The sequence below is a fragment of the Aquaticitalea lipolytica genome, from assembly GCF_014641635.1.
In the GTDB taxonomy this organism is placed as follows: Bacteria; Bacteroidota; Bacteroidia; order Flavobacteriales; family Flavobacteriaceae; genus Aquaticitalea; species Aquaticitalea lipolytica.
This window is the reverse complement of the sequence record NZ_BMIC01000001.1, coordinates 434,403-447,828: the sequence shown is the minus strand read 5'-3', so window position 1 is coordinate 447,828 and position 13,426 is coordinate 434,403. Positions and strand designations below refer to the sequence as shown.

Sequence of the window (13,426 nt, the reverse complement as noted above, 5' to 3'; positions counted from 1 at the left end):
GATAACAGGAATTATTAGCCTTATTATTAAACATAAAACTAAATTAAACTTTCTAGATTTCCAATACGTATAACTACGTAATTTTACTCTTTATAACCTAAAAGTTCGTCTATTGTATTTGCTGTTACAGAGTGATAGTTTGGTCTTGCTTTTTTGTAAATTTCTAATGCTTCTTCAACTCTATCACTTTTTTTATAGGCTTTAAAAATGGTAGTTACATACCAACGTCTGCCAACTGTGGTTAAAAACTCTGCAATTTTAGCATCAACCTCTTGCCCATGGTAATTATGGGTTACAGCTTGCTCATACCAAACCATTGTAATATATGAGTTGGTTGAGTTAGTAAAATTAAAAGTGTTGTCTAACGTTTCCATTTGCTCTACAGTAATAGTTTCTGGGAAATTACGAACAAAATGAACCCATTCATGTGGTGTCCAATCATTAGTGCTTTGTGCATCAATTGTATTGGTATTTATAAACGCCTTTAAGGTGTTTTCTACATTTTCAAAAGCATCAGATTGTATAATAGATTGGTTGGTTGGTATTCCTGGACTGTAAATCCACTCTTTGGTATTAAACGAAATGTTGTGCTTTTCTAATAGGTTTTTATTTAAATAGGCTACAAAATCTTCAGTATTTGTTGTTGAAAATGCATGCTCTTTAAAATACGCTTTTAAAAACACATCAAATCGTTTACGACCTACAGTTTCTTCAAGTGTTCTTAAAAACAAATAGCCTTTATCGTAAGCAATACTATTCATACCATCGTCAGGATTTCTGCCATCTAAATCGAGTTTTAGTTTGGTGTCGTTTGGCGAATCTTTAAGTGTTTTTAGTACATCATCTAAATCTTGTCTGCCAATAAGCGCTAACATATTAGCACGCTCTTTTCCGTATAAAGCTTCCATGATTCTAATTTCAAAATACACCGTAAAACCTTCGTTTAGCCAAAAGTCGTCCCAAGTTGCATTGGTTACCAAATTACCAGACCAAGAGTGTGCTAACTCGTGTGCAATAAGTGTTGTTAAACTTTTATCGCCAGCAATAATTGTAGGTGTCGCAAAGGTTAATCGAGGGTTTTCCATACCACCAAACGGAAAGCTAGGAGGTAATACAATAACATCAAACTGATCCCAATCGTAAGCGCCATAAAGGTTTTCGGCAGCTACAACCATTTTTTCCATATCAGAAAACTCGGTATGAGCTTTGTTTATCAACGATTTTTCTGCATAAACTCCTGTTCTGTCGCTTATGGCTTTATACTCAATATCTCCAACTGCTAATGCTATTAAATAAGCAGATATTGGTTGTTGCATTTTAAAATTATAAACGCCATCTGCTGTTTTAGCTTTTGGATTTTCGGCACTCATTACTGCCATTAAATCTTTAGGCACTTTAACGGTTGCATTATAAGTAACTCTAATTTGCGGACTATCTTGAATAGGAATCCATGTTCTGGTTAATATTGCTTGTCCTTGAGTGAATAAAAAAGGATGTGTTTTATCTGCTGTTTGCTGAGCGCTTAGCCATTGTAATGCTTCAGTTTTATCGGTTGTTTTATATAATACCGATATTTTTTGTGTGCCTTCGTTTATAGTGATGGTTAATGGTCTTCCTAATTGCTCGTCTATTTCGCCAAGTTTAAAAGGAGTGCCTTTGCCATCAGCTTGCACATTTATAATGTTTAAATGTTTGGTGTCTAATACAATTTCGGTAGCATTATTGTTTCGTATATCGTAAGTAGCTGTTCCTGAAATTATTTTTTTATCGAAATCGACATCGATATCTAAATTTAAGTGTGTAATTACAGCCTCATTAGGTTTTGCGTAAGAGTGAGGCTCATTTACATAGGTTTGCATTTTTTGTTCTTCTTTTTTTTCTGCACAATTTGATACTATAAAAAGTGTGCTTAATGCTATAATTAGTGTTTTTTTCATTTTATGTTTTTATGAATGGCTAAGGTAATTAAATCTTTAAAAGTGATTGGTGCTAAACACAAGGCTTAACAAAATTTTGACAAGGTTGTAGTTTACTTACTCGAAGAATAGCTTAAATTCTTCATAAATATTTTGTCCTTCAATATTTACGCTTACTAAATAATGGTCGTCTTTTATATCGAGAACAATGTAGTTAAACTTATCGCCTTCAAAACTAAAGTTTGAGCGCGTTTCATTATTGCTTTCAATAAAGGTGAGCTGAAACTCATCATCACTTAACCATTTGTAAGTAAGTTTTGAGTAGGTGTTATTTGTAAAAGTGTCTGTCCATTTGTTGTCTTTCATTTCTACATAAGTATCGCTGCCATCAAACTCCTTATATTTAAATTGTGTGCGTTTTTTAAATTCGGCTAATTGCTTTTTATTCAGTTTGGTAACTGGTTTTGTAGTAATTCTTACAATTTTTTCTTTAGGTGGTTCTAGTCTATCTAATAACTCACGAAACCCAACACAGTTTCTTTGTAATCTGTAATACACGCGTTGACCAGCAGCATCTATTTTAGACTCTTCAAAAGTGCCTAAATAAGGATATAGTTTGTCTTGATATAATGTTGTGATTTTTAAAGTGTCGTTTTTTATGTTGCTTAGCGTTTTTAAATAGTCGCATAGTTCCATTGATACAGAATCTATTTCTTTAGGAGTTTGCGAGAAAGTAAAGTTTGATATAAAAAGGAGTAATAAGAATGCAATTTTTTTCATTGAGTTTGTTTTTATTGAGGCTCTAAAGTAGCCCATTCTGTCCAAGAACCATCATAAACTGAGGTTTTATTGTTTAATATTTTTTCGCTAGCTAATAGTACAATACAGGCTGTAATTCCAGAGCCACAGCTAAAAACTAAAGGTCGATTTTCAGTTTTTAAAGATTTAAAAATTGAGTTTAATTCGTTTTTAGATTTTAATTTTCCGTTGTCTAATACATCTTCAAAAGGAATATTTATTGAGTTTGGTATATGTCCACTTTTAAGTTCTTTTCTTGGTTCTGGAGCTAATCCTTTAAATCTGCCTGATGAGCGAGCATCAATAAGCAAGCTGTTTTGAGTTATTGTATTATCTTTTATAAATTTAAAATCTTTAATCATTTCTGGGTTTAAAGTCGCTTTAAAGGCTCCAGTTTTATAGTCTTTTTTAGTAATTGTTTCGGTTTCAAAACCATTATTTGCCCAATCTGGAAGTCCACCATCTAATACTGCAATATGTTGGTGTCCCATGGTTTTAAACATCCACCAAACTCTTGGGCTTGTGTAAATTCCTAAATTATCATAAACTACGATTATACTTGAGTTGTTTATGCCTAATTTTTGGCATTCGGTTTCAAATTGCTGTATGCTTGGAAATGTATTTGGAAAACGACTATTGCTATTGCTAAACGCTTTTAAATTAATGGGTCTAGCATTTTTTATTTGAATTGAAGTCACATCTGAAACTAATCCTGCTTTATTGGAGTCTTGGCTAGCATCTAAAATAATTAAGTTTGGATTATTAAAATTATCCTTTAACCATTGTGATGTTACAATTGTGTTGTGCATTTTAAAAGTGAATATTTAAATTAAAATATTTACTCACACTAAACAATATTAATGTTAAACCAATTGCAATTGAAGCTAATGGAATTAACACAAGTGAAATTGAAGAATTTATATCAAACTCTCTTGGGTCTTCAGGCTTGTAAATAACCTCAATTTTATCGCCTTCATTTCTTAAACTCAATAAAGATGGATTAAGTTTTTCGGTAATCCATTCATCCTTTTTAGTTAAAAATCTAATAGTCTCAACAGTTTCATATTCACCACTCATATTAAGTTCTCGCTCTTTTTTAAAAACAACTCCTTTTGCTATAATGCCTTTACTTAATAGTGATTTGCCTTTAAAATATTTATTAACACCATAAAATGTTAGGGCAATTCCAATAAGAAATAAAATGACTTCAGTTTCTAATTCCATTATTTTTTTCAAAATAAAAAACTAAGATAGCAAATTAACAATTCATCCTAAATATTTTACAGTTCGGTAAGTTGGTTTTTATAAATCAAGTCTTTCAATAGATATTTGCTTCATCAATTAAAACATAATCATCATGAAAATAATCGCTAAATTAATTTTACTACTTCTTATGAGTATTACAAATGTTAATGCTCAAGAAACAACTGCTCAAGATGTTGTGGTAAAAGTCACAAATTTTGATACTAATAAAGGCAAAGTGTTTATTGCTCTTTATAATTCGGAGACTTCTTTTTTAGGAACAGGTTTTAAATCTATAATTACATCAATTGAAAATAATGCGTGTACAGTTACATTTAAAGATGTGCCTCAAGGTATTTATGCTATTTCGCTTTTTCATGATGAAAACGGAAATAACAAAATGGATAGTAATTTTTTAGGTATTCCAAAGGAAGATTATGCATGTTCTAATAATGCAAAAGGTTTTATGGGACCACCTAAATGGGAAGACGCAAAATTTGAAGTTAAAAACGAAACTATTAATCAAACTATTAAAATATAAAAACTATGAAACATTTAATCATCATTGCAGTACTATTGGTTTCAGCAATTACAAATGCACAAACCAATTTTGAAAAAGGAATGCAAAAAGCATTCGAACTTTGGGGACAAAATAATTGGACAGAAGCCGAACAACTATTTGAGCGTATAGCAGCTGCTGAACCAAATGAATGGTTGCCAAACTATTACATTGCACAAATGAATAGCTTAAAAACTTGGGAAGAAAAAGACCCTAAAATTGTAAAAGCTCAGTTAGATAAAGCACAAGAATACCTAAACTCTGCTATAGGATTAACAAAAGATAATGTAGATGTATTGGTTTTACAAGCTCAAATTTATACTAATTGGGTTGCTTTTGATGGTATGACTTATGGTATGAAATACTCAGCAAAAATTACGGATCTTTACAATACAGCTTACAGACTAGCTCCTGATAACCCAATGGTGTTATTGTCTAGAGCTGAATGGAATATGGGAAGTGCTCGTTATTTCGGACAGGATACAAAGCCATTTTGTAAAGACATAGAGAAAGCCATTGAACTTTTTCCTAACTTTAAACCTGAAAGCGCATTTCATCCAAATTGGGGAAAAGAGCGTGCAGAAGAGGTGCTAAAATCTTGCAATAACTAATACAATAGTAAAACAATAATTATGACAGATAATACTAAAAATATCATTATTACTTTTATAATAGGATGTGTTGTTTTTGTAATTGGAACCTTGCTTTCAGGTGGTTTTAATTTTAGCAGTAGTAATGAATTTTTGGAAGACTTTTTATTCTATCAGCTGTATGCATTTGTTTTAGGGTATTCTAACATGTTCTTTTTTGATTATATGGAAAAGAAAGATTGGAAAGCAAACGATACCATAAAACGTATAGTTTTAGGAATGATAGGTTCTGTTGTAATTACTTTAATAGGCTTATTTATTTTACGTGTAGTTACTTCTGTTTTTTATTATGGTGTAACATTTAAAGATTTTATTGCAAACGAAGGGATAAGAAATTATCAATTTGGCTTATGGGTAACCTTAACTATAGTTGTTATTTTTCATGTTGCCTATTTCTACAACAGATACCAGAAAAACAAGATAAAAGAACAAAAGGTTATTGCTGGTACTGCAAGTGCAAAGTTTGATGCTTTAAAAAATCAATTAGACCCACATTTTTTGTTCAATAGCTTAAATGTATTAACGAGTCTTATTGAAGAAAACCCAGATAGTGCTCAAAAATTTACAACATCACTATCTAAAGTGTATCGTTATGTTTTAGAACAAAAAAACAAAGACTTGGTAACTGTAGACGAGGAGTTAGATTTTGCCAGAACATATATGTCGCTTTTAAAAATGCGATTTGAAGACAGCATAGTTTTTGAAATTCCTGAGAAAGCAAACGATCCAGAAAGTAAAGTAGTGCCATTATCGTTACAATTATTGTTAGAAAATGCAGTAAAGCACAATATGGTAACAACAAGTAAACCGTTGCATATTAAAATATATGAACATAACGGAAATTTGGTTGTAGAAAACAACCTTCAAACAAAACAAATAGTAAAAAAGAGTAGTGGAGTAGGTTTAGAAAATATTAAACAACGCTATCAATTACTCACAACAAGAATAGTAAACATCAATCAACAAGCAGACAGTTTTGCAGTTGCAATACCAATGCTCACAAAACAAATCACAATTATGGAAACAAAGTATCAATTTAACGAACAAGACGCTTACTACAGAGCTAAAAAACATGTAGAAGAAATTAAAGGCTTTTATGGTAATTTAATATCATATTGTTTAGTCATTCCTTTTTTAATTTTTATTAATTACAAAACCTATTGGGATTTTCAGTGGTTTTGGTTTCCAATGTTAGGTTGGGGAATGGGAATAATTTTTCATGGCTTTAGTGTGTTTGGATATGGTAAAACATGGGAAGAACGAAAAATTAAAGAACTATTAGAAAAAGAACAACAACAAAATAATAATACCTGGAAATAATGGAAAATAATCAAATGGAACAAGAGCGTTATTTAAGAGCTCAGAAGAAGGTGAAATCTATTAAAGGTTTTTATACACATGCATTAATTTATGTGGTTATTAACTTGATGATTGTTGCTATTAATATTCAGAATCTAAATCCAGGTGAAAGCTATTTTCAGTGGCATAATTTTACAACTCTTGGTTTTTGGGGAATAGGTTTGTTAGCTCATGGTATGACTGTGTTTATGCCTGATTTTTTACTAGGAAAAAACTGGGAAGAACGAAAAATAAAAGAGTTTTTAGATAAAGAAAAAGGTAATCGTTGGGAATAGAAAAACCATAAGTTATAAATTAAAAAAATAACCAAACATGAATATCATTATTATTGAAGATGAAAAACCATCTGCAAGACGCTTGCAACGTATGTTAAGTGCTTTAAATATTGAGACTGATGTTATGCTGCATTCTGTTGAAGAGTCTATAGATTGGTTTAAAAATAATAAACATCCAGAACTTATTTTTTTAGATATACAATTAAGTGATGGCTTGTCGTTTGAGATTTTTGAAGCTATCGATATTAAATCTTCAGTGATATTCACAACAGCTTATGATGAGTATGCGTTACAAGCGTTTAAGCTTAATAGTATTGATTATTTATTAAAGCCTATTGACGAAGATGATCTTAAAAAAGCAGTTGAAAAGTTTAATGAACGAATGCCGAAGCAACAATCGGTTACTCTAGATTTTAATGATATAAAAAAGCTTTTAGTGAATCCAATTGAGCGCGAATATAAAAAGCGATTTTCTGTAAAAGTTGGTCAGCATTTAAAACTTATTAATAGTGATGATATTGAGTGTTTTTATAGCGAAAACAAAGGTACTTATGTGTTTACAAATGAAGGTAGAAACTACTTGTTAGACTCTACTTTAGAGCAAATAGAGGCTGAGCTAGAACCAAAAACTTTCTTTAGAGTTAGTCGTAAGTTTTTTGTAAATATTAATGCTATTAAAGATATGATTAGCTATACCAACTCTAGATTGCAAGTAAAGCTTAACACGTTTAACGAGCAAGACATTATAGTTGCAAGAGAGCGTGTAAAAGACTTTAAAGATTGGTTAGAATAATTACTCTTCAATTCTGTTTTCATCAAAAGCAGATGGCAATAGTTTTGGGATAAACTTCACAAATAGTGGCAACAAAATGCCACCACCAGGAAGCATAAATATTGCTAAACTAGGTATAGATTTAATAATATCCATTAGTTGTTCTTGCATTTTCTTTTGCTCCTCTTCGGTAAGTTCTCTAGATGTAGATTGAGATAGCAGTACCATAAGTTCCTTGCTTTCTCTCAGTTCTTTCATTAGTCGCTTGCTATTTCTACTAATAAGTTTACTAACCATTTTACTTGAGTTATCATAAAAACTTTTGGCCATATTTTTAGAACTCAACAACGGAATTTGGTCGCTGTTTAAAATGTAAAATGTATTTATATCTTTTATAGATTGTTCAACAACCTCTGGTTTTATGTGTAAATCTTTTGATAGCTGAACTAAAAATTTATGTTCGTCTATATCAATAATTTTATCACTCCATGATGCTATACATGCTATATCTATAATATATTGCTTTTCTAAGGGCTTTTTAAGATATTTTAAAACATCATTATAGTGGTATGAAACTGTGCTTTGATAACGTCTTGAAGCTTCAAACAGTTTAATAAGACTCTCGTCGTATTTTGTTTTTTTAACCTTCGAATCAAAAACATTTAGAGTTATTGTCTCAATAGCTATTTCTAATTGTTGAATATACTTTTCTGATATTGTGTTGGTAATTAAGAATTTTTGATATGCTAATACATCAATATATAAAAGAGCATTGGTAATAAAGTAACTAAAGTTTTTTGTTAAAATATTATCATCAATATGAATCCTTTTATTAATGATAACTTCAACTTGAGCATGCGATTTTTTTTCACCCAAAAGCCCATCAAAAAATGAAGATTTTGGTTGGTCAAAGTTTTTATAAAAATTAATGACACTGTCAGCAAAAGATTCTTTAGACGGTTTTGCATTATATATGTAATGAAGAGCCAGTAATAAATTTACTTTACATAACTCTTCATCAGTTAAGTCACCTTTGTCTACAACATTATTTACAACACTTAAATTACTTCCATAAATAAAGCCGCTAAGTTTTAATTCGTTATAGAAAGCCTTTTCCGAAAGTTTTAAATATGCATCATTAGTAGAAGCAATTTTAAGTAGTTTTTTTATCCAACCACTTGAAGATGGATTCATGATTATGGTATTTAACTGCAAAGATAATTTTTAATCTTAACAAGTGTAAATTATTTCGTTAACAAAACTTTAACAAAACCGTGTTTTACATTTTTTCGTAGGTAGTGCAGAGACAATTTAATAATTAACAAAAATCTCATTATTATGAAAAAATCAAAAATTTATTTAGGAATTGCAATTGTTGCAATTGCAGGATTCTTTACAATTGCAGCCGATCACATCGATGCTCCTGCAGTGCAAGGTGGTACAAATGATATCACAGACTTCTATGCTTTTCAAGGTCAAAACTCAAACAACTTAGTTTTTGTTGCCAACGTTCAGGGATTATTGAGCCCAACAGCAACAGCTGGAGCAGCATTTGATGAAAATACTATGATTGAGTTTAACATAGACACTACTGGTGACAATGTTGAAGACTTAGTTATTCAAGCAACTGCAAGAGATGGTAAAATGTATTTCTTCGGTCCTGCAGCTCCAAACCAAACAGGCTTGAATAGTACATTTTTAACTGGTGTTACACCAAATAGTGTAGATATTACAGCTTATGGTAGTAGTGCAGTTGTTGCAACAAATGCAGGTATGAGCTTTTTTGCTGGACCACGTGATGATCCTTTCTTCTTCGATTTTGCGCAATACAGTGCAATTATTGGAGGAACAGCTTCAGGGTTTAACAATCCAGGTTCTGACACCTTTGCAGGAAGCAATGTAATGTCAGTGGTAGTAGAAGTACCAAAATCTATGATAGGTGGTACTGGAACTATCAACACTTGGGTAGAATCAAAAAGAAAACAATAATCTTTAAAAACTTTAATTATGAAATTTAATAATATAAAATTAATAGCAATAGCAGTACTAATTTCTCTTACAGCTTATAACTGTAGTGATGATGATGCTCCAACAGGACCAACTGGTCCAAACTTTACAGGAACATATGTACAACAAGACCAAATGGGACGACCAGCAGTAAATACTGTTTTTGTGTCTTCAGGTAGTAAAGATATGTTTAATACTACAATTCCATCACAACAAAATGCAGCTTACCAAGCTATGTTTCAAACTAATTTAGAAGCTTTAAGTCCTGCGTATAATACACCAACAGATGCTAATGCATTAGGCTTAACTTCTGCTCAATTTTCAGGGTTTTTAGCTACAGATGTTTTAAATGTGTCTTTAGATGGAACCACTACTTTTTATGATGGTACTAATGTATTAACAGGTCGTACTCTTGCAGATGATGTAATCACTGTAGAATTACTTTTAATATTTGGAGGTGAAGATTTTTCTGAAAATCCAGCATTTAGTGATGATCATGTTGATGCAAATGATAAACCATTTTTAGCATCGTTTCCTTACTTGGCTTCGCCATGGTAAAATAAACTATACTCTGAAACAAGTGTATGCTTGTTTCAGAGTTATTTAAAACAAAAAAACTCATAAAAACACTACACAATGAACTCACAAAAATATATACTAATAGTTTGCATCACGCTTATATTAAGCAGTTGCAATACATCACCAGAAAAAATCACTAATACTAGTGATTATGATACCTACATTGAATTAGCCGAGAATAAGACGCTGCAAAATGCAATGATTGATAATGAATTTTGGAAACATAAACTTGAAAAAGCACCAAATCAATTTCCATACATAAGTAAAATTGCAGCGACTTACTCTCATTTATTTGCAGCAACAGGCAAAATAGAGTACTTAAAAAAGGCAGAGGAAGAACTCATTAAAGTAAATGAAATTACTGGTTATAATAACCCAAGTTTTTTAATGAGTTTATCTGTAAACTATATCTCCCAACATAAGTTTAAAGAGTCACTAGAATTACTTACAAAAGCAGAGCTTATAGGAGATCGTTTATCAGATGTTCAAAAAATGTTGTTCGATGTGCATTTAGAGCTAGGTAACAACGATTTAGCTAAACTGTATTTAGAGAAAATTAAAAACATGAACGATTTTGATTATCTCATTCGCCTTGCTAAATGGAGTGACCATCAAGGCGATTTAGATTCGGCTATAAAGTATTTAGAGAAAGCAAGAGTTATTGCTGAATCATCAAACCTTTCGAGTATTAAACAATGGACGTATACTAATCTAGCAGATTTTTATGGTCATTCAGGAGATATTAAAGCATCTTATAATCACTTTTTAAAAGCTCTAGAAATAGACCCAAATGATGCTTATGCAAAAAAAGGTATTGCTTGGATTATATATTCTTATGAAAAAAATCCTGATGAAGCATTACGAATTCTAAATTCAATAACAACAACCTTTTTTGCCCCAGACTATTACCTACTAAAAGCAGAAATATTTGAATACAAAGGAGATGTCGTTTCTAAAAACGAGCAACTTAAGCTATACGAAAAGGCAGTTGCAGATACGCTTTATGGAGATATGTACAACAAATACAATGTGTTCTTATATACAGACGAGAATAAAAAAATTGACGAAGCTATAGCTATTGCAAAAATTGAAGTTGAGCACAGGCCAACACCACAATCGTATGTGTTACTAGCATGGGCTTATTATAGTAATGGAAATATTGACGATGCATTAAATATTGTTAATCAACATATTGTTGGTCATACCTATGAGCCATCAGCATTGTATCATAGCGCAGAGATTTATAAAGCAGCAGGTGAAACAGAAAAAGCTAATGCGCTAAAAAAAGAGCTACTAGAAAGCGCTTATGAATTAGGTCCATTAGTTGCAGAAAAGGTTAATCAATTATAAAATTAGTAATAATGGCTAATGTTAAATTAAATATATTAATTGCTGTGATTACAGTCTTATTTGGTTTTAATTGTCAATCACAAGATTGGTTTTCAAAATCTAATTCTGGACTATTACCAATTATGTCTTTAGCTGAAGAAGATGAGAAAAGTAAAATATCACTAATTGATTTTTCTGAAGATGAATATACTATTGATGTATTCTCGCACGAATTGGATAAGTTGTCATTAAACTTCAATTTTAGATTAGATGATGGGTTGTCTTATATGATTGATTATAGCTCTATTAAAGAAATCACATTTTTTGATCTGTGTTTTGGGTATCAAATTGGTGCTATTGAAATGTCTTTTTCAATTTTGAATGTATTTAATTTTAACAACTCAGATTTTGCTATAGAGCCAGTTTTAGAAAGAAATAATGTAATTGATTCAGTTTATTTTTCGCACGAACCAAATTTTAGTATACAGACAGCGATAATTTATAGTTTTTAAAAAAGAGAGAAAACAGTTGATATTAATTTGAGGGAATTAGTAACGATAAGCTAATAAGAAACAAATAGAGTTTTATTAGTAAAGAAACCACGTGAGTTGTGGTAGTTTTTTAGAGTTTTTTGTTAGTGGAAAGTGCCTAATTACAGCAATGTGGTTAGGTGCTTTCTTTTTATTAAAAAAATGCAGCTGTAAAATTAATTTACAGCTGCACAGATTTAAGCTATTAATCTAGATTTTTTTATGGCTGAGCAAATGATACTCTTGGACCACCAGCAGAGAATATTGCTAACATTCTGCTTTTTTGCCCATTAGAGAACATATACATTCCTGCATCATCAGTATAATCCATATAATTCATTGTCATTTCAATTGGGTTGCCTGAGCAAGTTGAATAATGTGGATAAGAAGGAATACCATAGTTTGCAGTATTGTGAGTTGGTGTGTCGTTAACATAGTCGGTTCCGCAAGTAGTATCTCCCCAAATATGACGTAAATTCATCCAGTGACCAACTTCATGAGTTGCAGTTCTACCTTTGTTAAATGGAGCAGTAGCTGTACCTGTATCTCCTAAATAGCGAGAGTCAATCACAACGCCATCTGTTGCAGAAGAACCTCCAGGAAACTGAGCATAACCAAGAATTCCACCTCCAATTGTACATACCCATAGGTTAAGTTTTGTTGTAGGTGAAGTAGGATTTAGTCCTCCAGTAGATGTTTTTTTCATAGCATCATTTGTTCCCCAAGATTTTTTATTTGTAGATTTTCTGTAAACAGCATCTAAAACAAATGTAACTCCAACATTTGCTTTTACGCCAGAAAATGCTGATGGTACTTGATTAAAATCAGAGTTTTGTGCATTAAAGTCTTCATTTAAAATATCAATTTGAGATTGAATTTGTGCTAATGAAATGTTTTCTGCAGCAGTTTTATATAAAACGTTTACAACTACAGGAATTTGTATTTGCCCATTTACTAATCGTCCTTCAGAAATTGCTCTCTCTGTAAGAGTTTCAAACAACTCCATTTGTTTAACTAAATTTGGGTTTTCTTTAATTTGTCTTTCTAATACATCTTGAGAAGCACAATGACGACCTGTTAGTGATACAGATGTTCCTTGAGAATCATTAGTGTTAGACAATTCATCTTTGCTACAAGCAAAAATCATTAATAAAGCTGATGCTAGTAAAAATGTTTTTTTCATAATGGTTAAGGTTAAGTTAAAAGTTATATTTAAATAATTGGCAATTTTATTATAAAACTTTTAAATAATTTCATAAAAAAATAAAAATATGATAATGATATTTTAAAAAGATTTACGTATGTTTATTTTATTTTTTTGATGAATGATTTCTGTGCAAAAAATTATTTAAGTATGTCAAATAAAAAAGCATCAACTCAAGTTGATGCTTTTTATATTTATGTAAATAA

Annotated in this window: 13 protein-coding genes and 1 pseudogene; 8 read left to right on the top strand and 6 right to left on the bottom strand. The window is 31.0% G+C overall.

What is annotated here, in order from left to right:
* Window positions 1-83 precede the first annotated feature (83 nt).
* From IEW41_RS02030 to IEW41_RS02015, 4 genes are all read right to left on the bottom strand, one after another.
* Complete coding sequence (locus IEW41_RS02030) at window positions 84-1,937, bottom strand: M1 family metallopeptidase (protein WP_188604672.1); 1,854 nt, start codon at window positions 1,935-1,937, stop codon at window positions 84-86.
* 96 nt (window positions 1,938-2,033) lie between these two features.
* Window positions 2,034-2,696 (bottom strand): hypothetical protein, encoded by a 663-nt coding sequence (locus IEW41_RS02025; protein ID WP_188604671.1) that lies wholly within the window; start codon window positions 2,694-2,696, stop codon window positions 2,034-2,036.
* Window positions 2,697-2,707: 11 nt separating this feature from the next.
* On the bottom strand, window positions 2,708-3,523 hold the full coding sequence (locus IEW41_RS02020; RefSeq protein WP_188604670.1) for a sulfurtransferase: 816 nt from the start codon (window positions 3,521-3,523) through the stop codon (window positions 2,708-2,710).
* 1 nt (window position 3,524) lies between these two features.
* Complete coding sequence (locus IEW41_RS02015; protein WP_188604669.1) at window positions 3,525-3,938, bottom strand: DUF3592 domain-containing protein; 414 nt, start codon at window positions 3,936-3,938, stop codon at window positions 3,525-3,527.
* Between the two features lie 133 nt (window positions 3,939-4,071).
* Here IEW41_RS02015 and IEW41_RS02010 point away from each other — a divergent pair, with 133 nt between their 5' ends.
* Genes IEW41_RS02010 through IEW41_RS01990 form a run of 5 tightly spaced genes read left to right on the top strand, consistent with a single transcriptional unit; the run spans window position 4,072 to window position 7,592 of the window.
* Window positions 4,072-4,497 (top strand): DUF2141 domain-containing protein, encoded by a 426-nt coding sequence (locus tag IEW41_RS02010; protein WP_188604668.1) that lies wholly within the window; start codon window positions 4,072-4,074, stop codon window positions 4,495-4,497.
* A gap of 5 nt (window positions 4,498-4,502) precedes the next feature.
* The gene (locus IEW41_RS02005; protein WP_188604667.1) at window positions 4,503-5,126 is read left to right on the top strand and encodes a hypothetical protein; all 624 of its coding nucleotides are present in this window, start codon (window positions 4,503-4,505) and stop codon (window positions 5,124-5,126) included.
* A 21-nt stretch (window positions 5,127-5,147) separates the two neighbouring features.
* Window positions 5,148-6,485, top strand: coding sequence for a 2TM domain-containing protein (locus tag IEW41_RS02000; protein ID WP_188604666.1), 1,338 nt, complete (start codon window positions 5,148-5,150; stop codon window positions 6,483-6,485).
* Window positions 6,485-6,799, top strand: a complete 315-nt coding sequence (locus IEW41_RS01995; protein WP_188604665.1) for a 2TM domain-containing protein — start codon at window positions 6,485-6,487, stop codon at window positions 6,797-6,799. The genes IEW41_RS02000 and IEW41_RS01995 overlap by 1 nt, the downstream gene beginning before the upstream one ends.
* 37 nt (window positions 6,800-6,836) lie before the next feature.
* The gene (locus IEW41_RS01990) at window positions 6,837-7,592 is read left to right on the top strand and encodes a LytR/AlgR family response regulator transcription factor (RefSeq protein WP_188604664.1); all 756 of its coding nucleotides are present in this window, start codon (window positions 6,837-6,839) and stop codon (window positions 7,590-7,592) included.
* On the opposite strand, the gene IEW41_RS01985 is transcribed toward IEW41_RS01990, so the two are convergent.
* The gene (locus IEW41_RS01985) at window positions 7,593-8,765 is read right to left on the bottom strand and encodes an LETM1-related biofilm-associated protein (protein ID WP_188604663.1); all 1,173 of its coding nucleotides are present in this window, start codon (window positions 8,763-8,765) and stop codon (window positions 7,593-7,595) included.
* Between the two features lie 144 nt (window positions 8,766-8,909).
* Between IEW41_RS01985 and IEW41_RS14525 the strand changes: the two are divergent.
* The 3 genes and pseudogenes from IEW41_RS14525 (at window position 8,910) to IEW41_RS01965 (ending at window position 11,998) form a co-directional block, all read left to right on the top strand.
* Window positions 8,910-10,136: pseudogene (locus IEW41_RS14525) on the top strand (DUF4331 family protein).
* Between the two features lie 78 nt (window positions 10,137-10,214).
* On the top strand, window positions 10,215-11,507 hold the full coding sequence (locus IEW41_RS01970; RefSeq protein ID WP_188604660.1) for a tetratricopeptide repeat protein: 1,293 nt from the start codon (window positions 10,215-10,217) through the stop codon (window positions 11,505-11,507).
* 11 nt (window positions 11,508-11,518) lie between these two features.
* Window positions 11,519-11,998: a hypothetical protein gene (locus IEW41_RS01965; RefSeq protein WP_188604659.1), complete on the top strand. Its 480-nt coding sequence runs from the start codon at window positions 11,519-11,521 to the stop codon at window positions 11,996-11,998.
* Window positions 11,999-12,236: 238 nt separating this feature from the next.
* Here IEW41_RS01965 and IEW41_RS01960 read toward each other — a convergent pair whose 3' ends face one another.
* Entirely contained in the window at window positions 12,237-13,199 is a 963-nt protein-coding gene (locus tag IEW41_RS01960) for a zinc metalloprotease (protein ID WP_188604658.1), read from the bottom strand.
* Window positions 13,200-13,426: the final 227 nt, after the last annotated feature.